Source organism: Burkholderia sp. LFS061 (genome assembly GCF_047978125.1).
In the GTDB taxonomy this organism is placed as follows: Bacteria; Pseudomonadota; Gammaproteobacteria; order Burkholderiales; family Burkholderiaceae; genus Burkholderia; species Burkholderia pyrrocinia_C.
Genome location: NZ_JBFPFS010000026.1, coordinates 70,641 through 92,827, shown reverse-complemented (window position 1 = coordinate 92,827; position 22,187 = coordinate 70,641). Strand labels below are relative to the sequence as shown.

Annotated in this window: 22 protein-coding genes; 11 read left to right on the top strand and 11 right to left on the bottom strand. The window is 66.7% G+C overall.

The window, feature by feature from the left end; genetic code table 11:
- Nucleotides 1–11: 11 nt before the first annotated feature.
- The gene (locus ACNQQL_RS22320) at nt 12–644 is read right to left on the bottom strand and encodes a TetR family transcriptional regulator (protein ID WP_047898676.1); all 633 of its coding nucleotides are present in this window, start codon (nt 642–644) and stop codon (nt 12–14) included.
- A gap of 156 nt (nt 645–800) precedes the next feature.
- On the opposite strand from ACNQQL_RS22320, the gene rsxB reads away from it, so the two are divergent.
- Both rsxB and nth read left to right on the top strand, forming a co-directional pair.
- Nucleotides 801–1,805, top strand: coding sequence for an electron transport complex subunit RsxB (rsxB, locus tag ACNQQL_RS22315; protein WP_347065737.1), 1,005 nt, complete (start codon nt 801–803; stop codon nt 1,803–1,805).
- Nucleotides 1,802–2,446 carry an endonuclease III gene (gene nth / locus ACNQQL_RS22310; protein WP_072440806.1) on the top strand — a complete coding sequence of 215 codons (645 nt, stop codon included), beginning with the start codon at nt 1,802–1,804 and terminating at the stop codon, nt 2,444–2,446. The genes rsxB and nth overlap by 4 nt, the downstream gene beginning before the upstream one ends.
- Nucleotides 2,447–2,526: 80 nt before the next feature.
- Here the strand turns inward: nth and ACNQQL_RS22305 are convergent, their stop codons facing one another.
- Entirely contained in the window at nt 2,527–3,456 is a 930-nt protein-coding gene (locus tag ACNQQL_RS22305; protein ID WP_347065722.1) for a DMT family transporter, read from the bottom strand.
- A 300-nt stretch (nt 3,457–3,756) separates the two neighbouring features.
- Between ACNQQL_RS22305 and ACNQQL_RS22300 the strand changes: the two genes are divergently transcribed.
- Nucleotides 3,757–4,191, top strand: a complete 435-nt coding sequence (locus ACNQQL_RS22300) for a DUF1841 family protein (RefSeq protein WP_034184813.1) — start codon at nt 3,757–3,759, stop codon at nt 4,189–4,191.
- A 99-nt stretch (nt 4,192–4,290) separates the two neighbouring features.
- On the opposite strand, the gene ACNQQL_RS22295 is transcribed toward ACNQQL_RS22300, so the two are convergent.
- Nucleotides 4,291–4,650: a c-type cytochrome gene (locus ACNQQL_RS22295; RefSeq protein WP_021158558.1), complete on the bottom strand. Its 360-nt coding sequence runs from the start codon at nt 4,648–4,650 to the stop codon at nt 4,291–4,293.
- Between the two features lie 40 nt (nt 4,651–4,690).
- Nucleotides 4,691–5,050: a c-type cytochrome gene (locus ACNQQL_RS22290; protein ID WP_347065719.1), complete on the bottom strand. Its 360-nt coding sequence runs from the start codon at nt 5,048–5,050 to the stop codon at nt 4,691–4,693.
- Between the two features lie 245 nt (nt 5,051–5,295).
- On the opposite strand from ACNQQL_RS22290, the gene ACNQQL_RS22285 reads away from it, so the two are divergent.
- The 5 genes from ACNQQL_RS22285 to ACNQQL_RS22265 all read left to right on the top strand — a co-directional run bounded on the left by ACNQQL_RS22285 (nt 5,296) and on the right by ACNQQL_RS22265 (nt 10,436).
- Nucleotides 5,296–6,138: an AAA family ATPase gene (locus tag ACNQQL_RS22285; RefSeq protein WP_034184811.1), complete on the top strand. Its 843-nt coding sequence runs from the start codon at nt 5,296–5,298 to the stop codon at nt 6,136–6,138.
- Nucleotides 6,139–6,164: 26 nt separating this feature from the next.
- On the top strand, nt 6,165–7,340 hold the full coding sequence (locus ACNQQL_RS22280) for a VWA domain-containing protein (protein WP_347065717.1): 1,176 nt from the start codon (nt 6,165–6,167) through the stop codon (nt 7,338–7,340).
- A 57-nt stretch (nt 7,341–7,397) separates the two neighbouring features.
- Nucleotides 7,398–8,609 (top strand): benzoate/H(+) symporter BenE family transporter, encoded by a 1,212-nt coding sequence (locus ACNQQL_RS22275; protein ID WP_347065715.1) that lies wholly within the window; start codon nt 7,398–7,400, stop codon nt 8,607–8,609.
- Between the two features lie 180 nt (nt 8,610–8,789).
- On the top strand, nt 8,790–9,743 hold the full coding sequence (gene tal, locus ACNQQL_RS22270; RefSeq protein WP_347065713.1) for a transaldolase: 954 nt from the start codon (nt 8,790–8,792) through the stop codon (nt 9,741–9,743).
- A gap of 240 nt (nt 9,744–9,983) precedes the next feature.
- On the top strand, nt 9,984–10,436 hold the full coding sequence (locus ACNQQL_RS22265) for a VOC family protein (RefSeq protein ID WP_072440943.1): 453 nt from the start codon (nt 9,984–9,986) through the stop codon (nt 10,434–10,436).
- 89 nt (nt 10,437–10,525) lie between these two features.
- On the opposite strand, the gene mctP is transcribed toward ACNQQL_RS22265, so the two are convergent.
- From mctP to ACNQQL_RS22250, 3 genes are all read right to left on the bottom strand, one after another.
- Nucleotides 10,526–12,076: a monocarboxylate uptake permease MctP gene (mctP, locus tag ACNQQL_RS22260; RefSeq protein ID WP_204424008.1), complete on the bottom strand. Its 1,551-nt coding sequence runs from the start codon at nt 12,074–12,076 to the stop codon at nt 10,526–10,528.
- Nucleotides 12,073–12,315 carry a DUF3311 domain-containing protein gene (locus ACNQQL_RS22255; RefSeq protein ID WP_347065710.1) on the bottom strand — a complete coding sequence of 81 codons (243 nt, stop codon included), beginning with the start codon at nt 12,313–12,315 and terminating at the stop codon, nt 12,073–12,075. The genes mctP and ACNQQL_RS22255 overlap by 4 nt, the downstream gene beginning before the upstream one ends.
- A gap of 199 nt (nt 12,316–12,514) precedes the next feature.
- On the bottom strand, nt 12,515–13,432 hold the full coding sequence (locus tag ACNQQL_RS22250; RefSeq protein ID WP_347065708.1) for a spermidine synthase: 918 nt from the start codon (nt 13,430–13,432) through the stop codon (nt 12,515–12,517).
- Nucleotides 13,433–13,730: 298 nt separating this feature from the next.
- Here ACNQQL_RS22250 and ACNQQL_RS22245 point away from each other — a divergent pair, with 298 nt between their 5' ends.
- Nucleotides 13,731–14,534 carry a hypothetical protein gene (locus ACNQQL_RS22245; protein ID WP_072440944.1) on the top strand — a complete coding sequence of 268 codons (804 nt, stop codon included), beginning with the start codon at nt 13,731–13,733 and terminating at the stop codon, nt 14,532–14,534.
- 189 nt (nt 14,535–14,723) lie between these two features.
- Nucleotides 14,724–16,526, top strand: a complete 1,803-nt coding sequence (locus ACNQQL_RS22240) for an alkaline phosphatase D family protein (protein WP_347065706.1) — start codon at nt 14,724–14,726, stop codon at nt 16,524–16,526.
- A 100-nt stretch (nt 16,527–16,626) separates the two neighbouring features.
- Here ACNQQL_RS22240 and ACNQQL_RS22235 read toward each other — a convergent pair whose 3' ends face one another.
- The 4 genes from ACNQQL_RS22235 to ACNQQL_RS22220 all read right to left on the bottom strand — a co-directional run bounded on the left by ACNQQL_RS22235 (nt 16,627) and on the right by ACNQQL_RS22220 (nt 21,226).
- Nucleotides 16,627–17,103: a DNA-deoxyinosine glycosylase gene (locus ACNQQL_RS22235; RefSeq protein ID WP_105391009.1), complete on the bottom strand. Its 477-nt coding sequence runs from the start codon at nt 17,101–17,103 to the stop codon at nt 16,627–16,629.
- Nucleotides 17,103–17,702 (bottom strand): chorismate--pyruvate lyase family protein, encoded by a 600-nt coding sequence (locus ACNQQL_RS22230; protein ID WP_072440946.1) that lies wholly within the window; start codon nt 17,700–17,702, stop codon nt 17,103–17,105. The genes ACNQQL_RS22235 and ACNQQL_RS22230 overlap by 1 nt, the downstream gene beginning before the upstream one ends.
- An 8-nt stretch (nt 17,703–17,710) precedes the next feature.
- Nucleotides 17,711–19,609: a molecular chaperone HtpG gene (htpG, locus tag ACNQQL_RS22225; RefSeq protein WP_072440822.1), complete on the bottom strand. Its 1,899-nt coding sequence runs from the start codon at nt 19,607–19,609 to the stop codon at nt 17,711–17,713.
- A gap of 159 nt (nt 19,610–19,768) precedes the next feature.
- Nucleotides 19,769–21,226, bottom strand: coding sequence for a PLP-dependent aminotransferase family protein (locus ACNQQL_RS22220; protein ID WP_072440824.1), 1,458 nt, complete (start codon nt 21,224–21,226; stop codon nt 19,769–19,771).
- Between the two features lie 231 nt (nt 21,227–21,457).
- Between ACNQQL_RS22220 and ACNQQL_RS22215 the strand changes: the two genes are divergently transcribed.
- Nucleotides 21,458–22,150, top strand: a complete 693-nt coding sequence (locus tag ACNQQL_RS22215) for a VOC family protein (RefSeq protein WP_347065703.1) — start codon at nt 21,458–21,460, stop codon at nt 22,148–22,150.
- The last annotated feature ends 37 nt before the right edge of the window (nt 22,151–22,187 follow it).

Sequence of the window (22,187 nt, the reverse complement as noted above, 5' to 3'; positions counted from 1 at the left end):
TGGTCGGCGCGTCAGCGCCGCAGCAGATACGCGAGCAGCACCTCGGTGTTCATCCGGACCATTTCCGCGCGCTCGTCGGTGTCGGTGAAGTCGCGGCCGAGCGTCGCGGCGAGCGTGAAGCGGTTCGACACGATGTAGTAGCCGAGCCCCGACAGCGTCACGTAGAAGCGCAGCGGATCGACGTCGCTGCGGAACAGCCCGGCCTTCTGGCCGCGCATCAGCACGTTGCCGAGCTTTGCGACGATCGGCGACATCATCTCGCGGATCCGCGTCGACTTGTGCAGGTAGCGCGCTTCGTGCAGGTTCTCGTTGTTGATGAGCCTGAGCAGCTCCGGGTGGTCGCGGTAGTAGTCCCAAACGAAATGCGCGAGCCGCGTGACGGCTTCGACCGGTGCGACGCCGTCGAGATCGAGCACGCGCTCGGCCTCGGTCAGCGCGGAGAACGCGTGTTCGAGCACGGCCGTAAACAGCTGCTCCTTGCTGCCGAAGTAGTAATAGAGCATGCGCTCGTTGGTTTCGGCCCGGCGCGCGATCTGGTCGACGCGTGCGCCGAACAGCCCTCCACTTGCGAACTCTTCGGCTGCCGCCATCAGGATGCGACGGCGCGTACCTTCAGGATCTCTTTTGATTTTTGGCTGATTCATGGTGGCGTTTTGCTATGTGAGCCGCGTGATCCGGACCGGCACCCCCACCGCCTCGGCGCCGGCCGCCGTGGAACGGGCGCGCCGCGTGCGGCCGCCCTCCTGCTGAGCCCCTGCAAAAAAGCGGTTCGATTATGCGCACAGACGGCGTCCAGCGCAATGCGGGAAATCGGCGATAATCGAGCTTTGGCAAACCTTTCCGGCCGCGCCCCGTGCGGCCGAGAGCCATTCGGCGCCGCTGCGCCCGTTGTCACCGTGACCGACTCCAAAACACTCGCGGATCGTATCGAAGATCTGCTTCCCCAGACGCAATGCACGAAGTGCGGCTATAACGGCTGCCGCCCGTATGCCGAGGCAATCGCCGCCGGCGATGCGAACTACAACCAGTGTCCGCCCGGCGGCGCCGAAGGCATCGCGCGCCTCGCCGGCCTGCTCGGCAAGCCGGTGATTCCGCTGAACCCCGTCAACGGCAGCGAGCATCCGCGTGCCGTCGCATTCATCGACGAAAGCCTGTGCATCGGCTGCACGCTGTGCATGCAGGCGTGCCCGGTCGACGCGATCGTCGGCGCACCGAAGCAGATGCATACGATCGTCGAGTCGCTCTGCACGGGCTGCGACCTGTGCGTGCCGCCATGCCCCGTCGACTGCATCGCGATGCTGCCCGTGACCGGGGATCGCACGGGCTGGGACGCGTGGTCGCAGGAACAGGCCGATGCCGCGCGCGAACGCCATGACCTCCGGCTCGCCCGCCAGCGCCGCGAACGCGAGGCCGCCGAAGCGCGCGCCGCCGCACGCCGCGCGGCCAGTGCCGGCGCTGCGAAGCCGGCCGCAGAACAACCCGCAGCGCAGCCGGGCACGCCGGCCACCGCACCGGCCGCCGACGATGCCGACGCGAAGAAACGCGCGATCATCGCCGCCGCGCTCGAACGCGCGCGCAAGAAGAAGGAAGAACTCTCCGGGCAAGGCGCCGGGCCGAAGAACACCGAAGGCGTGAGCGCGGCCGTCCAGGCGCAGATCGACGCGGCCGAGGCCCGCCGCAAACGGCTCGCCGAACAGCAGGCGCAGCGCGACGCCGAAGCCGCCGCGGCGGATGGCGACGACCACGACGCAGGCAACGACGACCAAGGCGGCCCGGCCGCACCGCCCGACCAGAACGCTCCATGAACGCCAGCAAAAGACACGCGATCTACGAAACGCTGCAGAGCCTCAATCCGCATCCGACCACCGAGCTCGAATACACGACGCCGTTCGAGTTGCTGATCGCCGTGATGCTGTCCGCGCAGGCGACCGACGTGTCGGTCAACAAGGCGATGCGGAAGATGTTTCCGGTCGCGAACACCCCGCGACAAATCGTCGCGCTTGGCGAGGAAGGCGTCACCGAGTACATCAAGACGATCGGTCTTTACCGAACCAAGGCGAAGAACGTGGTCGCGACGTGCCGGATCCTGCTCGAGCGCTACGACGGCGAGGTGCCGGCCGATCGCGAAGCGCTCGAAAGCCTGCCGGGCGTCGGCCGCAAGACGGCAAACGTCGTGCTGAACACCGCGTTCGGCCAACCGACGATCGCGGTCGACACGCACATCTTCCGTGTCGCGAATCGCACGGGGCTCGCGCCGGGCAAGGACGTGCGCGCCGTCGAGGCCGCGCTGGAGAAGTTCACGCCGAAGGAATTCCTGCAGGACGCGCATCACTGGCTGATCCTGCACGGGCGCTATGTGTGCAAGGCCCGCAAGCCCGAATGCTGGCACTGCGCGATCGAGCCGCTGTGCGAATTCAGGCCGAAGACGCCGCCGCCCAACGAATAAGCGTCAGGCGCGACAGAGGCGCATCGCGCCGGCCCGCCACGCAGGCTCCGTCACGACGTACACGCCCTTCCCCTCCCCGACTACGCGTTGGACGTCGCGGTCGTATCGTCGGCCGCCGCGCCTCCCGCGCGCACGAGCGCCAGCACGGCCGCAAGGATCGCGACGCCGCCCGCCCACTGCAGCGGCGACAGCGCTTCACCGAACAGCAGCGCCGCGAGCGCGACCGTCACGACCGGTTCGAGCGTCGACAGCATCGACGTGCGCGCGGCCCCGAGCCGCTCGAGCCCGGCGAAGAACGCGAGCATTGCCGCGACCGTCGAGACGAGCGCGATCGCGAGCATCGACGCCCAGCCGCCGGCCGTCGCGGGCCAGCGCGGCGGTGCGCCGAACGCCGCGGTCCGCACGACGGCGATCGCCACGAGCGTCGCGGTCGCCGACAGGCAGATGATCGCGGTGGTCGCGAGCGGATCGACGCCACGCGTCGCCTTCGTGCCGCCGACGATGTACAGCGAATAAATCACCGCGGCGGCCAGCGCGAGCGCGATCCCGAGCGGCTCGCCGTGCCCGCCGCCGACCATCAGCGCCGAACCGGCGACGCACAGCACGAGCGCGACGGCCTTCGCGCGCGTGAGGCGCTCGCCGAGCCACCACGCGGCCAGCAGCGTGACGAACGCCGGATACAGGTACAGCAGCAGCGCGACGAGGCTCGCCTGCGCGTGCTGCAGCGCGCTGAAATAGCAGAATGACTGGCCGACGTAGCCGAGCGCGCCCATCGCCACGAGCGGCGCGAGCGCGCGTCCGCGCGGCCACGCGACACGGCGGTGCCGCGCGATCGCGGCGAGCACCGCGCCGCCGATCGCGAAGCGCACGATCAGCAGCCCGAGCACGTCGACGCCGGCCGCGTATGCGTACCGGCCGAAGATCGCCATCGCGCCGAACGCGGCGGCGGACAGCGCGACGTAGAGCGTGCCCTGCAGGGCGGCGGACGATGAGCGGGCGGTGGCGGTCATGACGGAACGGATGAGAACGGCTCGGTGAAGGGAATCGTCGGAGTTTAGCGGCGCGGCGGCGGCAAGCCTAGGGCCTGTTCACGCTTACCCGTTTCGCCGACCGGTACGGAGCGGCCGCAACCGGCTGCGGATTCAACCGGCCATCGCCGCGCACCCGCACCGCCAGGCAGTCCGCCCCGCTGCCGCTTGCCGCGCCAACCGCTCCAGCCTGCCGCCGGGCCGTCTCCAGCGCCGTCCGCCGACCCGGCGTACAATGCGCGACGCGGCACGACGCCGCCCGAATCACGACGTTCCCCCACCATGTTCAATCCAAGCCGCGACGAAGTGCGTCGCTTTTTCACCGAGACCTGGCGCAAGCAGCGCGCGGGCGAGATCCTGACGCCGCTGGAAGCGATGGCGGCCGACTGGATCGTCGAGCATCCCGAGTACCACGCCGAACTCGACGATGCCGACGGCGCGGCCGCGCGCAACTACACGCCCGAGGAAGGCCGCACGAACCCGTTCCTGCATCTGTCGATGCATCTCGCGATCAGCGAGCAGTTGTCGATCGACCAGCCGCCCGGCATCCGCGCCGCGCACGACAAGCTGGCGGCGAAACTCGACTCGACCCACGACGCGCAGCACGCGATCATGGAATGCCTCGGCGAGACGATCTGGGAAGCGCAGCGCACCAACACGCCGCCCGACACCGACGCGTACCTGCAGCGCATCCTGCGCCGCGCGTCGCGCGACTGAGCGCCGCGGCGCCGGCACGCAGCCCCCGGGCCGCGGACAAAAAAATACCCCGCCTCGGCGGGGTATTTTTGCTGCGCGGGCCCGACAGGCCCGTCGCGCTTACTTCTTGAACACGAGATCGGTCTCTTTCAGCGATTCGATGTAGGCCGCGATGTCCTTCATGTCGCTGACCGACAGGCTCTGCACCTGCGCCTGCATGATCGCGTTGTTGCGGCCGATCAGCGGGTTCGTCAGCCCCATCTGGTACTGGCGCATCGCCCACACGAGGTAGTCGGCATGCTGGCCGGCGAGGCGCGGATATTCGGCGTTGATCGGCTTGTTCATCTGCGCGCCGTGGCAGGCCGCGCAGTTGTGCGATTCGACCAGTTCCTTGCCCTTCGTGATGTCCGCTGCGTGCGCGGTACCGATCGCGAGGCCGGCCGCCAGTGCAACCGCCGCCGTCTTGAATGCGTTGTTCATGAATGCTCCTGTCCCGCCGGAGAGATCGGCGGCGCGCGCTTTACTTGTAGGGATTGTCCTTCGTGTCGGCCTTCTGGGCGGCGTAGTAGGCCGCCAGATCCGCGATGTCCTGGTCCGTCAGCGAACCGGCGACCGCGTTCATCGACGGGAAGTGACGATCCTTCTTGCGGTAGGCCTTCAGCGCGTTCTCGAGGTATTGCTGGTTCTGGCCGCCGAGGACAGGCACCCGGTAGACCTCCGGGTACGCCGCGCGGTAGTCCTGGATGCCGTGGCAACCGATGCACATGGCGGCCTTGCTCGCCCCGTCCTTCGGGTTGCCGACCACACCGGCCGCCTGCGCGCTGCCCGCGAGCGCCACGAGCGCTGCGACAACGACGTGTTTGCCGACGAATTTGTTCATAGCTCTTGTAACCTAGCTTGAGGGGAAACTGGCGCCTAAGCGGCAACGGCCCGCGCCGTTTTGCTTATCGGATCGCCACGCAGGCCAAAAAAAACGGCCAGATTGTACCGCGTCGGCGGGGAACGCGTCCACCAGGCGCCCCGGTCCGCCCCGCCACAGCCCCGCTACGATACGCGGGCGCGGCCCAACCGCACAGCCCTTCTGACTTATACTGGGTTTTTTTCCCGAGAAAGAAGAGCGCCGCCATGCGTTTCGAAGGGTCCTCGCACTACGTCGCCACCGACGATCTGAAGCTCGCGGTCAATGCCGCGCTGACGCTGCAACGCCCGCTGCTGATCAAGGGCGAGCCCGGCACCGGCAAGACCATGCTCGCCGAGGAAGTGGCCGCCGCGCTCGACATGCCGCTGTTGCAGTGGCACATCAAGTCGACGACGAAGGCGCAGCAGGGCCTGTACGAATACGACGCGGTGTCGCGGCTGCGCGACTCGCAGCTCGGCGACGAGCGCGTGAAGGACATCTCGAACTACATCGTCAAGGGCGTGCTGTGGCAGGCGTTCGACGCCGAGCACCCGAGCGTGCTGCTGATCGACGAGATCGACAAGGCCGACATCGAATTCCCGAACGACCTGCTGCGCGAGCTCGACCGGATGGAATTCCACGTGTACGAGACGCGCGAGACGGTACGCGCGAAGCACCGCCCGCTCGTCATCATCACGTCGAACAACGAGAAGGAGCTGCCCGACGCGTTCCTGCGCCGCTGCTTCTTCCACTACATCCAGTTTCCCGACCCGTCGACGATGCAGAAGATCGTCGCGGTCCACTTCCCCGACATCCGCGAGGAACTGCTGCGCGCGGCGCTCGAGAGTTTCTTCGAATTGCGCGGCGTGTCGGGCCTGAAGAAGAAACCGTCGACGTCCGAGCTGCTCGACTGGCTGAAGCTGCTGCTCGCCGAGAACCTCCCGGCCGACGCGCTGCGCGGCACGGACGCGAAGCAGATCGTGCCGCCGCTCGCGGGCGCGCTGCTGAAGAACGAGCAGGACCTGAGCCTGCTCGAACGGCTCGTCTACATGAACCGGCACAACCGGTAATCGTCCCCACCCGCGAAGGCCCGGCCATGCTGCTCAATTTCTTCTACGCGCTGCGCGCAGCCAAGCTGCCCGTCTCGGTGAAGGAATACCTGACGCTGCTCGAAGCGCTGAAGGCCGGGCTGATCTCGCCGTCGATCGACGCGTTCTACTTCCTCGCGCGGATGACGCTCGTCAAGGACGAGCAGTACTTCGACAAGTTCGACCAGGCGTTCGGCGCGTATTTCCACGGCGTGTCCGCGCTGCCGTCCGAAGCGTTCGACATTCCGCTCGACTGGCTCGAGAAGCGCCTCGAGCGCGAGCTGTCGCCGGAGGAAAAGGCGCAGATCGAAGCGATGGGCGGGCTCGACAAGCTGATGGAGCGTCTGAAGGCGCTGCTCGACGAGCAGAGGGAACGCCACGAAGGCGGCAACAAGTGGATCGGCACGGGCGGCACGTCGCCGTTCGGGCATGGCGGCTACAACCCGGAAGGCGTGCGCATCGGCGGCCCGTCGAACGGCAACCGCACCGCGGCGAAGGTGTGGGAAGCGCGCGCATACCGCGACTACGACGATTCCGTCGAGATCGGCACGCGCAACATCAAGGTCGCGCTGCGGCGGCTGCGCCGCTTCGCGCGCGAAGGCGCAGCCGAGGAGCTCGACCTGCCCGGCACGATCCGCAGCACGGCCGCGAACGCGGGCTGGCTCGACCTGCGGATGGTGCCCGAGCGCCACAACAACGTGAAGGTGCTGATGCTGCTCGACGTCGGCGGCTCGATGGACGACCACATCAAGCGCACCGAAGAGCTGTTCTCGGCCGCGAAGGCCGAATTCAAGCACCTGGAATTCTTCTACTTCCACAACTGCGTGTACGACCACCTGTGGAAGAACAACCGCCGCCGCCACTCGGAGCGCACCGCGACGTGGGACGTGCTGCACAAGTTCACGCCCGACTACAAGCTGATCTTCGTCGGCGACGCGACGATGAGCCCGTACGAAGTGCTGCAGCCCGGCGGCTCGGTCGAATACAACAACCCGGAAGCCGGCGCCGTATGGCTGCGCCGCCTCGCCGACCAGTTCCCCCATCATGCATGGCTGAACCCCGAGCCCGAGCGGCTGTGGGAATACCGGCAGTCGGTCGCGGTCATCCGCGACCTGCTCGGCCATCGCATGTATCCGCTCACGCTCGCGGGCCTCGAAACCGCGATGCGCGCACTCAGCAAGTAACGCATCCAACCAGCAGACACGAAGGCCGCGTCCAGGCGGCCTCCTCCCGGAGATAGCATGAACCCCTCGCCCACCGCGAGCGCGGGCCGCGCCGGCGGCCGCCGCTTTTTCGCCGACACGTCCGTCTCGGCGCTCGTCGCCGGCTTCGTCGCGATGATGACGGGCTACACGAGTTCGCTCGTGCTGATGTTCCAGGCCGGCCGCGCCGCGCACCTCACCGATGCGCAGATCTCGTCGTGGATCTGGGCGCTGTCGATCGGCATGGCGCTGACGACGATCGGCCTGTCGCTGCGCTTTCGCGCGCCGGTCGTCGTCGCGTGGTCGACGCCCGGCGCAGCGCTCTTGATCGCGTCGCTGCCCGGCGTGCCCTACGCCGAGGCGATCGGCGCGTTCGTCGTGTGTGCGCTGCTGCTGACGGCCATCGGCGTAAGCGGCCTGTTCGACACGCTGATGCGCCGGATTCCGGCCGGCATCGCAGCCGCCTTGCTCGCGGGCATCCTGTTCGAGATCGGCATCGAGATCTTCCGCGCCGCGCAGTTCCAGACCGCGCTCGTGCTCGCGATGTTCTTCACGTACCTGATCGTCAAGCGGCTCGCGCCGCGCTATGCGATCGTAACGACGCTGATCGTCGGCACGGCGGTGGCCGGCGGCCTCGGCCTGCTCGACTTCAGCCGCTTCCACGTCGCGCTCGCGCAGCCCGTGTTCACGATGCCCGCGTTTTCGATCGCGTCGATCGTCAGCATCGGCATTCCGCTGTTCGTCGTCGCGATGGCGTCGCAGAACGTGCCGGGCATCGCGGTGCTGCGCGCGGACGGCTATCAGACGCCGTCGTCGCCGCTGATCGCGACGACCGGCCTCGCGTCGCTGCTGCTCGCGCCGTTCGGCTCGCACGGCGTGAACCTCGCGGCGATCACCGCCGCGATCTGCACGGGCCCCGAAGCGCATGAAGATCACGCGAAGCGCTACACGGCCGCCGTGTGGTGCGGCACGTTCTACCTGGTCGCCGGAATCTTCGGCGCGACGATCGCCGCGCTGTTCGCGGCGCTGCCGAAGGCGCTCGTCGTGTCGGTCGCCGCGCTCGCGCTGTTCGGCTCGATCATGAGCGGGCTCGCGAACGCGATGCAGGACGTGAAGCAGCGCGAAGCCGCGCTCGTCACGTTCATGGTCACCGCGTCGGGCCTCACGCTGCTGTCGATCGGCTCGGCGTTCTGGGGGCTCGTCGCGGGGATCGTCACGCAGGTGATCCTGAACGCGCGACGCCCGGCGTGACGCGGTTCGCCGCCCGCCGCGGCGGTTGACGTGCACACCGCGGGACGTCCCAAAACGTGCCCGACACGAATCGGGCCTAAAATGATGGATCGAAAGCGGCGCCCGGCGCCGCTTCGCTTCGCCGCCGCGCTCGCGCGGCCCGTGAGAACCCGGCGCCCCGCGCCCTTCTTCCGAATCGCCATGACTACCGCACTCGACCAGCTGAAGCAGTACACGACCGTCGTCGCCGACACGGGCGACTTCCAGCAGCTTGCGCAATACAAGCCGCAGGACGCGACCACGAACCCGTCGCTGATCCTGAAGGCCGTCCAGAAGGATGCGTACAAGCCGATCCTCGAGAAAACCGTCCGCGATCATCGCAACGAAAACACCGCCTTCATCATCGACCGCCTGCTGATCGCGTTCGGCACCGAGATTCTGAAGCTGATCCCGGGCCGCGTGTCGACCGAGGTCGACGCGCGCCTGTCGTTCGACGCAAAGCGCTCGATCGACAAGGGCCGTGAGCTCATCAAGCTGTACGAAGCAGCCGGCATCGGCCGCGAACGCATCCTGATCAAGCTCGCGTCGACGTGGGAAGGCATCCGCGCGGCCGAGGTGCTGCAGAAGGAAGGGATCAAGTGCAACATGACCCTGCTTTTCTCGCTCGTGCAGGCCGCCGCGTGCGCGGAAGCCGGCGCACAACTGATCTCGCCGTTCGTCGGCCGCATCTACGACTGGTACAAGAAGCAGGCCGGCGCGGAATGGGATGAAGCGAAGGACGGCGGTGCGAACGACCCTGGCGTGCAGTCGGTGCGCCGCATCTACACGTACTACAAGACGTTCGGCTACAACACCGAAGTGATGGGCGCGAGCTTCCGCACGACCAGCCAGATCACCGAACTCGCCGGCTGCGACCTGCTGACGATCAGTCCCGATTTGCTGCAGAAGCTGCAGGACAGCAACGAGACGGTTTCGCGCAAGCTGTCGCCGGAAGCGCTGCAGGACAAGCCGGCCGAACGCGTGGCGATCGACGAGGCGTCGTTCCGCTTCCAGTTGAACGACGAAGCGATGGCAACCGAAAAACTCGCCGAAGGCATCCGCGTGTTCGCCGCCGATGCGGTGAAGCTCGAGAAGCTGATCGACGCGCTGCGCTGAAGCGTGCCGCGCGTCAGCGGCTGTCAGCAGCACTGACAACAGCCGTCAGCAAGCGCGCCGCAAACGGCCGCGAACGTGATGTTCGCGGCCGTTTTATTTTTCATTCCATCGTCAAGCACGCGCACTACAATCCACGTCACGGGTGCGCCGGCCGCCTCTCGACGTGCCCCTTCCCAGTCAATCTTGCACGACGCCGAACCCGCGCCGACGCGCGGGCCCGGCTCATTACAGGAGACAACGATGCAAGTTCAACCGTACCTGACGTTCTACGGTCGCGCAGACGAAGCCCTTCGATTCTACGAAAAGGCGCTCGGCGCGAAGACGATGTTCAAGATGCATTTCAAGGATGCGCCGCCGAATCCCGAACACGCGATCACGCCCGAGATGGCCGACAAGGTGATGCATGCGAGCTTCACGATCGGCGACTCGATGATCATGTGCTCGGACGGCGACTGCAGCCAGCCTGCCGGCACGCACGCCGGCTATTCGCTGTCGCTGAACCCGGCGACGGTCGAGGAAGGCAAGAAGCTGTTCGATGCGCTCGCCGACGGCGGCGAAGTGACGATGCCGTTCGGCAAGACGTTCTGGGCGCTCGGCTTCGGGATGGCGAAGGACCGTTTCGGCGTGCACTGGATGGTCAACGTCGAGGATCTGTCGCAACGCGAGGAACTCGCGAAGCGCGCACAGGGCTGACGTAAAAAACACGCCCGCCACCTCACGGTGGCGGGCGTGTTCATTGTTGCGTCGCGCGAGCCGCGGCGGCGGCCGCCGCGCCGCCCGCGTCAGCCTTCGACGACGTCGAGATAATCCTCCGGCCGCGTGCGATCCTCCGCATGCGCCATGCCCAACACGCGCACCAGCACGCTCACCACGATCGACACCACGAGGTTCACGATCAGCGACCACACGGCCGCGTAGCCGGGAATCGCGAGGCCGAACAGGTGGATCGTGAAGATCGAGCTCGCGAGCTTCAGCGACACCGCCATCCACGTGCCGCACACGATGCCGGCCGCCCAGCCGATCAGCAGGCCGCGATGGTCGAGCAGGCGCGTGTACAGGCCGAGCACGATCGCGGGCAGCGTCTGGATGATCCAGATCCCGCCGAGCAGCTGCAACTGGATCGCGTAGGTCAGCGGCAGCCCGAGGATGAACGCGACCGCGCCAACCTTCACGATCAGCGAAGTGAGCTTCGCGACGTGCGTCTCCTGGTCGTGCGTCATGTTGCGGTTGATGAACTCGCGGTGGATGTTGCGCGTGTACAGGTTCGCGGCCGCGATCGACATGATCGCCGCCGGCACCAGCGCGCCGATGCCGATCGCCGCGAACGCGACGCCGACGAACCACGACGGGAAATACTCGAGGAACAGCGCGGGCACCGCGAAGTTCGGGCCGAACGCCTTGAAGTACGGCGCGTACTGCGGCATGTCCTTCACGCCCGCCGCAAGCGCCATGTAGCCGAGCAGCGCGAGCAGGCCGAGCACGAACGAGTAAGCGGGCAGCATCGCCATGTTGCGGCGGATCGAGTTGCCCGACGACGACGACAGGATGGCCGTGACCGAGTGCGGATACAGGAACAGCGCGAGCGCCGAGCCGATCGCGAGCGTCACGTACGCGCTGTAGCCGTTCAGGCTCGCCGCGTCCGGCGCCTTCAGCAGCAGCTTCGCGGGCGGCACGTGAGCGAAGATCTGCCCGAAGCCGCCGAGCTTCGCGGGAATCACGATGACCGCCGCGGCAATCGTGATGTAGATCAGGACGTCCTTCACGATCGCGATCATCGCGGGCGCGCGCAGCCCCGACGTGTACGTGTACGCGGCGAGGATCGCGAACGCGATGATCAGCGGCAGGTCGCCGACGAAGCCGGTCGTGTCGAAACCGAGCGCGCCGATCACCACTTCGATGCCGACGAGCTGCAGCGCGATGTACGGCATCGTCGCGAGGATGCCCGTCACCGCGATCGCGAGTGCGAGCATCCGGCTGCCGTAGCGCGCATTGACGAAGTCGGCGGCCGTCACGTAGCCATGCCGCTTCGCGATGCTCCACAGCTTCGGAAACACGACGAACGCGAACGGATAGATCAGGATCGTGTAAGGCAGCGCGAAGAAGCCCATCGCGCCGGCGCCGAACACGAGCGCGGGCACCGCGACGAACGTATATGCCGTGTAGAGGTCGCCGCCGAGCAGGAACCATGTGACGATCGTGCCGAAGCGGCGTCCGCCGAGGCCCCATTCGTCGAGATGGGCAAGATCGCCGCGCCGCCAGTTCGCGGCCAGGAAACCGATGATCGTGACGCCGATGAACAGCAGGACGAAGACGAAGGTTGCGCCGAGATTCATCGCGCACCTCCCTGCGGGCCGCTCGCCTTCCACGCGTTCCTGGTCTTGAAGTACACGAATGCGGTGATCGCCGCGCTAATGAAGACCCACAGCAACTGGTACCAGTAGAAAAACGGAAAGCCGAGCCATTGCGGATCGACCTTGTTGTACGACGGCACCCAGACCATCGCGATCAGCGGCAGTACCAGCAGCCAGAGCCAGCGCTTGGCGGCTCGGTTGGCGTCGGCATCGTGAGCCATGACGTCTCCTCATCTTTCCCGGTTATCGATCTTGTTGAGCGGGTACGGCGGCGAGAGGAGCGGCAAAACGGGTAGGCTGCGGCTCCGCTGGCTTCGCGCCAGTATAGGAGCCGCGAGCACGCGGTCAAGCGGGGGCGAACCCGAGGTGATCCGCCCCTTGTCGCGCGGTTGCACCGGCATGCCGCCGGTGCATGAAGCGTCAGATCGCGAACGACGCGTCGCGTGCGCCGATCGTTTCTTTCAAAGCTTTCACCCACTTGCGCGCGGGCAGCTTCAGCGTGTCCTCGATCAGCTTCGCGCGTGCGTCGAGCTGCGCGAACGGCACGTCGAGCGCGGGGCCCGAGAACGCGATCGCGATCCGGTTGCCGTCGTGCACTTCGGGCAGCGCGATCACGCGATGATCGAACGCCGCGTTCAGGTGCTTCATGTTGCGCACGAAGCTCGGATGATCGCCGAACAGATTGATCGTCGCGATGCCCGCGTCGGCGAGACAGCCGCGCACCGCGCGGTAGAACGCGACGCTGTCGAGCACTGGGCCGCGCGCGGTCGCGTCGTACAGGTCGATCTGGATCGCGCCCGTCGTGCCGCGATTGGCCGGATCGTTGACGAAATCCCAGGCGTCGGCTTCGTGCACGGCGAGGCGCGCGTCGTCAGGCGGCATCGCGAACATCGTGCGCGCGGCGACGATCACGGCCGGGTTCAGCTCGACGGCCTCGACCTTCGCGTGCGGCAGGAAGCGGTGCGAGAACTTGGTCAGCGCGCCGGTGCCGAGCCCGAGCTGGACGATCCGCTCGGGCGTTTCGAGGAACAGCAGCCACGCCATCATCTGCTGTGCGTATTCGAGTTCGATATGCAGCGGCTTCGAAATCCGCATCGCACCCTGCACCCATTCGGTGCCGAAGTGCAGGAAGCGCACGCCGCCCTCTTCGGAGAACGTGACGGGCGCGAAGCGCGGCTTGCGCGGCGCTTCGAGCACGGGCACGTCGTCGTGTTCGTCGATTTCCGGGCGGCGCTTCACGCGCGGCGGCTGGAGTTTTTCGGAGCCGTTGTAGGAGGACGGCTTGCCTTGCTTGAACGCACGCGCCTCGGCGGACGCACGCTTGATCAGTCGGGTCATGATTGAATCTCGTTGGGTGACGCTGGATGAGCGGACGAGAGGATAGCATTGGTGCGGGTGGGGGCCGCCGAGACGGATCGCCCCTTGCGCTCCGTCGACCGACCGACGTGCAACCGCGCTCGGCGTGAACGATAATGCATCGCATCGGCGTTAGAGGAAGTTGCCTGATGAAGACCGCCACCTTTCCGCCCGTCCACGTCGAGCCACTGCGGCTCGCTGCTACGACGAGGGACCACATGGCCTCGAACGACAAGAAGAGTTGCTGGAATGGCTCATACTGGAAAACCTGGAGGTTTCAATGGCCGATCACGACAGACAACATCCACTACGCCCGTTCCTGAAAAACTGGGTTTGGGAGCACGGTCGAATCGGGACTCGCTATCTCGACTGCGTCGATGGCGAAATCAAGTTCGATGAAGGCAAGAAATCGCATTTCGCTGCCGAGAAATATATCTACGTGCCCCTGGGTAAGAACGCTGACGACGATGCATCTGCGGATGGTCCTGCGATCCACGAGTCGGGACTCGCCCGCTTTTTGCGGGCTGCGCAGTTGGGCACGCCAGAGGAAGCCGGTTCCGTAGCGGAGGTTCAGCGCGCAGTGCAGGACTGCGTGGAGATCGGCATGTTCAGCGCGTATCAATGGGAGGCTCGAAAGGCATTTGCCCGCTACGCGCAGGAACCCATGTTCGAGGACGAGATCCGCGCGGCGGTTGTCGACGACATCCGGCGAATTTACGTCGGCATGAGAGAGCAGCTGGCGCTGTACGATTTCAGTGTGCTCTACGGCTTGCCCACGCCGCTGCTGATCAGCGATACACCCTTCATCGACTGGCGCGTGATCGCCAGTCCGGCACTTCCGTTCGTATCGCTTCCGCTGGGACCTTACTGCCTGCTGGTAGGCGCGCCGTCGGGCAGGAGTAGCCGAGTCGGCCCGGTGGTCTGGAAGGCCGCTGCCGCGATGGGTCCATTGAAGGACCACAACCGTCGGATCGAGGAGCACGCACGTCTGTGGCTGGTGGCGACCACCGATGACCAACTCGTCGCAGCACAAAGTCGCATTGCCGCGGCCATGGGCGCCAAGCAAGGCGATGCGAAGCCCTAACCTGTGGAGTCGAGTCGTGGCGCGGCAGCTTCGGGTTCGGTTTGTCTGTTGCCGCTCCTTTCGATTTCGCAACCGGCCGTTCGGCGCGGAGAAGTCGAACGGCACTGAAGGTTCGCGAGGCACGATCGCGTACTGCAGCATCGCGACGCGCCTCTCCCGGCATCCATAGTATGCCGATCGGGAGGATCGATGGATCGCCGCCATTTCCTCAAGTCGTCGACCTTTTTCACGATTGCGGCAGCCACCGGTACGCTTGGCGTTCCTCGGTCGGTCCCGTCTGCCGACACAGTGCGCAAAGGCCGGTATCGGTTCCCGCAGGGCATCGCCAGCGGTGATCCGCGCGATCGCTCCGTCGTGTTCTGGACGCGATGCGTGCCAGTCTTCGAGGACGCGCGGCACCGCGCAAAAGGCGTCGCGCACACGATACCGTTACGGCTCGAAGTATCGACGCGGCCGGATTTCTCGACTCTCGTCGCTAGCGTACCGTTGAGAGCACGCGCCACCTATGACTTCACCGTGCGCGCGAAGGTCACGGAGCTCTCACCGAATATCACGTACCACTACCGGTTCGTCGCCGGCGACGACGCGAGTGCCAGCGGCGTCGCGCGCACGGCTCCGGATGCCGATGAGGCCAACGACCGCGTTCGCTTCGCATGGCTCACCTGCCAGGACTGGAGCATCAATCACTGGCAAGCCATGAGCCTGCTGGCAGCCGAAAGCGATCTCGATTTCGTCGTGCATGTGGGCGATTACATCTATGAAACGGTTGCGGCCTCGAGACCCGGCGCGGTCGAGGCGGCGCATCCTCCGCTGCGCCTGCCTGACGGAGAACCTCTCGCCGATGGCCGCGTGTATGCCGATACGCTCGAAGACTATCGGACGCTCTACCGTACCTATCGTACCGACCCGCGCTTGCAGACGCTGCACCGGCGCCTGCCGATGATCGCGATATGGGACGACCACGAATTTTCCGACGACTGCTGGCAGGATCGTCAGGTCTACACCAACGAGGAAAGGCAGGAGACGCAGCGTCGCCGCAACGCCAGTCGCGCATGGGCGGAGTACATGCCGGTGGACTGGAGCGACGTGCGCTTCGAACCGGACAATCCGTCGTACACCAACATTCGCATCTATCGCGAATTTCGCTTCGGCATGCTGATGCATCTCGTGATGACGGACGAGCGGCTGTATCGCGACGACCATGTCGTAAGCGAGGCGGCTGTCGCGCGCACACACGGGCACGACCCGGTCAATGGCGATGACGCAGCCGGCTCGCGCTACTTCGTCAACCAGGATGTGCTGCAGCGCTTCGAGGCGCGGGATACCGCGCAGCTTGGTCGCGCGCCGTCGATGCTCGGCCCGGAGCAGACGCAATGGTGGAAGGCCACGCTAAAGGGTTCGCCCGCGACCTGGAAGGTGTGGGGCAACGAGGTGATGTTGAACCGTCTGTGGGCCGTGATGCCAGGCGCGCCGAAGACACCGGCAGCACGCCTCGTGGTCGATTGCGACGCATGGGACGGTTATCCGGCACACAAACACGAACTGCTCTCATACTTGAACGAACAGGGGATCCGCAACGTCGTCGCGATCAGCGGGGACCTGCATGCGTTTCAGTGCGGCGTCGTGCGGGACGACCCCGATCCTGCAAAAGGTACGCCCGTGGCAGTCGATTTCGTCTGCGCAGGCATCAGCAGCGCGTCCTTCTATTCCTACGTGAAAGCCGCATGGGGCGGCACGCCGCTTGTGTCGCTGGCCGCCACCCCGGCCAAACTCGACACCTTCCTGATGACGAACAATCCCGACCTGCGCTACGCCGACCACGACGCACAGGGTTATGCGTCGGCCACCGTCACGCCGGAGCGTTTTTCCGTGGTGTTCAACAAAGTGAGGCCGTTGAACCCGGACGGCACCGCGCCCGCGGATGCCCTGCTCGACCGCACGCGGCTGACCGTGCCCAAGGACTCGGTCGAGGTACGCGTCGAGCGCTTCTAGCTTCACGCTTCAGCGATGGCGCATGCTCGCGCAGCGCATCGAAGTCATTCGAACTGGTTGAGGTCTGGGCTGATTCGACACTCGGAGACCATCCGTGCAATCAGGATTCGACTTCGCGCCAACGCAGCAGCTTTTGCTCGAACGAAAGCGAAGCATTTGCCGGGCTCGAAGACGGCAGAACGAGCGTTTCGTAACCGGCGGCGCCGATCACTTCAGCAAACCGCCCTGCCGTCTTGCCGTTGAAGCAGACCTTCTTCAGCAACGGCGCATGCTCACGCAATGAGTCGAAGTCGTTCGGCTTCGCATTCCGAATCGCCGAATCGAGACTGCCTTCGCGATGGCACGCGGCGAGCACGTCCCAGATGCCGATGCCGTGCTTCAGCACGCGTTCGAGCCGCGCATCGTAATCGAGCGCGTGCAGTTCCGGCTCACGCAGAACCGCCCCCAAAAGCCGCCAGAACTGATTGCGCGGATGCGCGTAATACTGCGCGGCATCGAGCGATGCCTCGCCCGGAAAGCTGCCGAGGATCATCGTATGCGTATTCGGCCCGACCACCGGCCCGAAGCCCTGCAGCATCACGCGCCTCCGCCCTGGCCGCCCGAGCGCGGCCCGTCGCCATGCGCGTCGAGATGACGCCACAGCGCCGGCAGCATGCACTCGGTGACCATCAACGGTTTGCCGTGACGCTGGAACACCGAGCGCCGCGCCACGAACGCGTGCGGCGCTCGCGCGCCTGCGCCAAGCGCATGACTGGCAAGCGCATACAGCGGATGGCCCGCGATCACGCGCCGGCTGACGAGCGCCGAGCGCTCGACCTGCGGATCGCTGTACAGCAGCTCCGCCAGCGGCCGCGTGCGCAGCCGCCGCATCGCCTGCCATACGCCCTTGCTTGCGGCGAGCGGCGCGATGCTGTGCGCGGCGACGTACGGCGTACCGTCGACCGACAGGAGCACCTCGCGCACCCACATCGGTGCGCGCGGCGAACTGGCGAGCGCGTCGGGCTCGTCGAACCACGGACAGTCGACGGCCTCGCGCGTCACGCGCACGTTCACGCGGCCGAGCCGCGCGAGATGCGCGGTCAGCGATCCGCCGCGCGTCAGCCAGTCGCGCTGATCGAGCGTGCAGCCAGGCCGCGGCGTCTCGCGCCAGCCGGCCTGACCGCCGTCGAATCGCATGCGCGCGTTCACGCGGCGCGCGACAGCAGCAGCGCGTTGGTCCGCTTCACGAAGCTCGCCGGATCGTCGAGCATGCCGCCTTCTGCCAGCAGCGCCTGGTCGAACAGCAGATGGCACCAGTCGCCGAAATCCGCGCTGTCGGCGTTCAGCTGCTTCACGAGCGCGTGCTCGGGGTTGATCTCGAGGATCGGCTGCATCGCCGGCGCGTTCTGGCCGGCCGCCTTCAGCATCCGCTGCAGGTAGCCGCTCATGTCGTTGTCGTCCGCGACGAGGCACGACGGCGAATCGGTCAGGCGGAACGTGACGCGCACTTCCTTCACCCTGTCGCCGAGCGCTTCCTTCATCTTCTCGACCACGGGCTTGATCGCCTCGCCCGCCTGTTCCTGCGCCTTCTTCTCTTCGTCGTTCAGTTCGCCGAGATCGAGGTCGCCGCGCGCGACGCTCGCGAGCGGCTTGCCGTCGAACTCGTTGAGGAACGACAGCATCCATTCGTCGACGCGGTCGGTCAGCAGCAGCACCTCGACGCCCTTCTTGCGGAACACTTCGAGATGCGGGCTGTTCTTCGCGGCCTGCCACGTATCGGCCGTCACGTAGTAGATCTTGCTCTGCTCGGGCTTCATGCGCGACACGTAGTCGGCGAGCGACACGTCCTGCGCATCGGTGTCGCCGTGCGTCGACGCGAAGCGCAGCAGCTTCGCGATGCGCTCGCGGTTCGCGTGATCCTCGCCGAGGCCTTCCTTCAGCACCTGGCCGAACGCGCCCCAGAACGTCTTGTACTTTTCCTTGCCGGCATCCTCTTCCGCGTTCGCGAGCTCTTCGAGCATCGACAGCGCGCGCTTCGTCACGCCTTCGCGGATCGCCTTCACGTCGCGGCTTTCCTGCAGGATCTCGCGCGACACGTTCAGCGGCAGGTCCGCCGAATCGACGACGCCCTTCACGAAGCGCAGGTATTGCGGCAGCAGTTGCTCGGCGTCGTCCATGATGAACACGCGCTTCACGTACAGCTTCAGGCCGCCGCGATAGTCGCGGTTCCACAGGTCGAACGGCGCGTGCGACGGCACGAACAGCAGTTGCGTGTATTCGCTGCGGCCCTCGACGCGGTTGTGCGTCCACGTGAGCGGATCCTGGTGGTCGTGCGCGACGTGCTGGTAGAACTGCGTGTACTGCTCGTCGGTGATGTCGCTCTTCGAACGCGTCCACAGCGCGCTCGCCTGGTTGACGGTCTCGTCCTCGTCCTTCAGGACCATCTCGCCCTTTTCCTGATCCCATTCTTCCTTCTGCATCAGGATCGGCAGCGCGATGTGGTCGGAGTACTTCTGGATGATCGACTTCAGGCGGTGCGACGACAGCAGCTCGTCCTCGCCTTCGCGCAGATGCAGCGTGATCGTCGTGCCGCGCTGCGCGCGCTCGATCGCGTCGATCGTGAAATCGCCCTCGCCCGCGCTTTCCCAGCGCACGGCTTCGTTCGCCGGCAGGCCCGCGCGGCGCGTCTCGACGGTGATCCTGTCCGCGACGATGAAGCCCGAGTAGAAGCCGACGCCGAACTGGCCGATCAGCGCCGCGTCCTTCTGCTGGTCGCCGGACAGTTTCGTGAAGAATTCCTTGGTGCCCGAACGCGCGATCGTGCCGAGGTTCGCGATCGCCTCGTCGCGGCTCATGCCGATGCCGTTGTCGTCGATCGTGATCGTGCGCGCGGCCTTGTCGTAGCCGATGCGGATGCGCAGGTTCGGATCGTTCTCGTACAGCGCGTTGTCCGCGAGCCCCTCGAAACGCAGCTTGTCGGCCGCGTCGGACGCGTTCGACACCAGTTCGCGCAGGAAGATTTCCTTGTTGCTGTAGAGCGAATGGATCATCAGGTGGAGGAGTTGCTTGACCTCTGCCTGAAAGCTCATCGTTTCATGTGCCATGGATATTGTTTCCTCTTACTTGAACTTGAATGGTGTGGCGCAGGCGGTCGGCGCGCGATGCCGCGAGGCCCGCGCACGGGCGACCGCCCGGCGCCGGCGGTTCGCGCGCCTATCTGGGGCCGGTGCGCCCGATTTCAAGGGCCGGCGTGCCGCGCCGCGTCACGACGCGCGCCGCACCGCCGAATCGATATAGCGCGCGAGAAACCCCGGCAACGCCGGATCGCCGCAGTTCGCGACGTTGAAGCGTGTCCACGTCGACGGCGACTGCTGCGGCGAAAACAGGCTGCCGGGCGTCAGCAGGAACCCCTCTTCGTGCGCGGCGGCCGCGAGCGCGTCCGAATCGACGCCCGTGTCGGCCCACAGGAACATCCCGGCCGCCGGCATCGCGAAGAGCCCCAGCCCGGTGCGTTCGAGCATCCGCGCGGTCTTGTCGCGCACGCCGTCGAGCCGCGCGCGCAGCCGTTCGACATGGCGCCGGTAATGCCCCTCGGTCAGGATCTTGTAAAGCACGCGCTCGTTGAGTTCGGGCGTCGTCATCCCGACCAGCATCTTCTGGTCGGTGACCGCCTTCGCGATCTCCGGCGCGCACGCGACGTAGCCGACCCGCAGGTTCGCCGCGAGCGTCTTCGAATAGCTGCCGAGGTAGATCACGCGCTTCAGCTGGTCGAGGCTCGCGAGCCGCGTGGCCGGATAGCTCGGCGGGCACAGGTCGCCGTACACGTCGTCCTCGACGACGAGGAAGTCGTACGCCTCCGCGAGCTTCAGGATCCGGAATGCCTGCGCGGCCGACAGCGACGTGCCGGTCGGGTTCTGCAGCACCGAGTTGATCACGAGCATCTTCGGCCGCCACATCTGCACGAGCGTCTCGAGCGCGTCGAGATCGGGGCCGTCCGGCGTGTACGGCATCCCGACGAGCTGCGCGCCCTGCGACGCGAAGCGGCCGAACATCTGGAACCACGCGGGATCGCCGACGATCACCGCGTCGCCCGGCCGCACATAGATCCGCGAGATCAGGTCGATCGCCTGGGTGATCCCCGATACGAGCACGAGCTGGTCGGGCGTCGCGCCGATCTCGACTTCGGCGAGGCGCGTCTGCAGTTGCTGGCGCAGCGGCAGGAAACCCTGCGCGGTGCCGAAGCCGAGCATCTGCGCGCCGGACTGGCGCCCGAGCGCGCGCAGCGCGCCGGTGATCAGCTCGCCGTCGAGCCAGCGGCCCGGCAGGTAGCCGAGACCGGGCCCCTTTTCCGGGCTGACGGTGTGCAGCATGTTGCGCAGCAGCCAGACGACGTCGATCGTGTTGTGCACGGGCGCGGCTTCGGATACGCGCGCCACGTTGTCGACCGGCTGCGGGCCGGCCGTGCGCTCGCGCACGTAGAAGCCGGAGCCGCGCCGCGAGTCGAGGTAACCCTGCGCGACGAGGCGCTCGTACGCCTCGACGACGGTAAAGCGCGACACGCTCTTGTCCAGCGCGAGCTTGCGGATCGACGGCATCCGCATGCCGGGACGGAACACGCGCTCGTCGATGCGCCGCCGGGCCCACTGGACCAGCTGGTCGACGAGCGTGAGCGTGGCCGTATCGTGCGGCACGGGAATCTGGGCGAGGGGGACGGTGGACATGAGGCGGCAACTCCAACTGTACCGAAGGCTATCGCGCCGATTGTACCGTTACTGTGCCGGTGCCGACGATTACAGTTGACCGCAATGGCGACCGTGCGGCCGCCGTTCCGGCCCCGCCGCACCTGGAGCCGCGCCGGCCGGCCTGATCCGCGGCCCGTGCGCCGGCCGGTCCGGCAACCGCCCGGCGCAACGCCCGCCTACCATGACACTTTCGCTCCCCGACCGACGTTCATGCCAGCCCGTTCCCTGACACTCGACCATCTCGTGATCGCCGCGCGCACGCTCGACGAAGGCGTGCGCCATGTCGCCGACGCGCTCGGCATCGAACCGGCCGGCGGCGGCCGCCACCCGCTGATGCGGACCCACAATGCGCTGTTCGGCGCATGGGGCGGGCTCTACCTCGAAGTGATCGCGATCGACCCCGATGCCCCCGCCCCGGACGACGGTGCAGGGCCGCCGCGCGCGCGGCTGTTCGGGCTCGACGATCCGGCGATGCACGCCCGGCTCGCGCTGGGCCCGTTTCTCGCGCACTGGGTTGCGCGCGTCGACCGCCCGCGGCAGCTCGCGCTGTGGCAGAGCCAGTACCCGGCCCGCATCCCGCCCGTCGTCGCGATGCGACGCGGCGACCTGAGCTGGGGCCTCACGGTGCCCGACGACGGCGCGTTCCCCGCATGGCAGGGTGCGGGCGACGGCCTCGTGCCGTCGCTGATCCAGTGGGACAGCCCGCACCACCCCGCCGAATCGCTGCCGCAAGACGGCGTCGCGCTGAAGTCGCTCAAGGGCGTCCACCCGCGCGCGGAGGTCATCCGCGAGCAGCTCGACTGGCTCGGCGCCGCCCACCTGCTCGACCTGGAAACCGGCGACGGCCCGCCCGCGCTGGTCGCCGAATTCGATACGCCGCAGGGCTCACGCTCGCTGCGCTGAAAGCCCGTCCATTACAACCACCCTGCAATTCGGAGAC

Bases quoted from the DNA above. Each gene is read 5' to 3' on its own strand.
- ACNQQL_RS22320 (WP_047898676.1), bottom strand. From the start codon at position 644: ATGAATCAGCCAAAAATCAAAAGAGATCCTGAAGGTACGCGCCGTCGC.
- rsxB (WP_347065737.1), top strand. From the start codon at position 801: ATGCGGGAAATCGGCGATAATCGAGCTTTGGCAAACCTTTCCGGCCGC.
- nth (WP_072440806.1), top strand. From the start codon at position 1,802: ATGAACGCCAGCAAAAGACACGCGATCTACGAAACGCTGCAGAGCCTC.
- ACNQQL_RS22305 (WP_347065722.1), bottom strand. From the start codon at position 3,456: ATGACCGCCACCGCCCGCTCATCGTCCGCCGCCCTGCAGGGCACGCTC.
- ACNQQL_RS22300 (WP_034184813.1), top strand. From the start codon at position 3,757: ATGTTCAATCCAAGCCGCGACGAAGTGCGTCGCTTTTTCACCGAGACC.
- ACNQQL_RS22295 (WP_021158558.1), bottom strand. From the start codon at position 4,650: ATGAACAACGCATTCAAGACGGCGGCGGTTGCACTGGCGGCCGGCCTC.
- ACNQQL_RS22290 (WP_347065719.1), bottom strand. From the start codon at position 5,050: ATGAACAAATTCGTCGGCAAACACGTCGTTGTCGCAGCGCTCGTGGCG.
- ACNQQL_RS22285 (WP_034184811.1), top strand. From the start codon at position 5,296: ATGCGTTTCGAAGGGTCCTCGCACTACGTCGCCACCGACGATCTGAAG.
- ACNQQL_RS22280 (WP_347065717.1), top strand. From the start codon at position 6,165: ATGCTGCTCAATTTCTTCTACGCGCTGCGCGCAGCCAAGCTGCCCGTC.
- ACNQQL_RS22275 (WP_347065715.1), top strand. From the start codon at position 7,398: ATGAACCCCTCGCCCACCGCGAGCGCGGGCCGCGCCGGCGGCCGCCGC.
- tal (WP_347065713.1), top strand. From the start codon at position 8,790: ATGACTACCGCACTCGACCAGCTGAAGCAGTACACGACCGTCGTCGCC.
- ACNQQL_RS22265 (WP_072440943.1), top strand. From the start codon at position 9,984: ATGCAAGTTCAACCGTACCTGACGTTCTACGGTCGCGCAGACGAAGCC.
- mctP (WP_204424008.1), bottom strand. From the start codon at position 12,076: ATGAATCTCGGCGCAACCTTCGTCTTCGTCCTGCTGTTCATCGGCGTC.
- ACNQQL_RS22255 (WP_347065710.1), bottom strand. From the start codon at position 12,315: ATGGCTCACGATGCCGACGCCAACCGAGCCGCCAAGCGCTGGCTCTGG.
- ACNQQL_RS22250 (WP_347065708.1), bottom strand. From the start codon at position 13,432: ATGACCCGACTGATCAAGCGTGCGTCCGCCGAGGCGCGTGCGTTCAAG.
- ACNQQL_RS22245 (WP_072440944.1), top strand. From the start codon at position 13,731: ATGGCCGATCACGACAGACAACATCCACTACGCCCGTTCCTGAAAAAC.
- ACNQQL_RS22240 (WP_347065706.1), top strand. From the start codon at position 14,724: ATGGATCGCCGCCATTTCCTCAAGTCGTCGACCTTTTTCACGATTGCG.
- ACNQQL_RS22235 (WP_105391009.1), bottom strand. From the start codon at position 17,103: ATGCTGCAGGGCTTCGGGCCGGTGGTCGGGCCGAATACGCATACGATG.
- ACNQQL_RS22230 (WP_072440946.1), bottom strand. From the start codon at position 17,702: ATGCGATTCGACGGCGGTCAGGCCGGCTGGCGCGAGACGCCGCGGCCT.
- htpG (WP_072440822.1), bottom strand. From the start codon at position 19,609: ATGGCACATGAAACGATGAGCTTTCAGGCAGAGGTCAAGCAACTCCTC.
- ACNQQL_RS22220 (WP_072440824.1), bottom strand. From the start codon at position 21,226: ATGTCCACCGTCCCCCTCGCCCAGATTCCCGTGCCGCACGATACGGCC.
- ACNQQL_RS22215 (WP_347065703.1), top strand. From the start codon at position 21,458: ATGCCAGCCCGTTCCCTGACACTCGACCATCTCGTGATCGCCGCGCGC.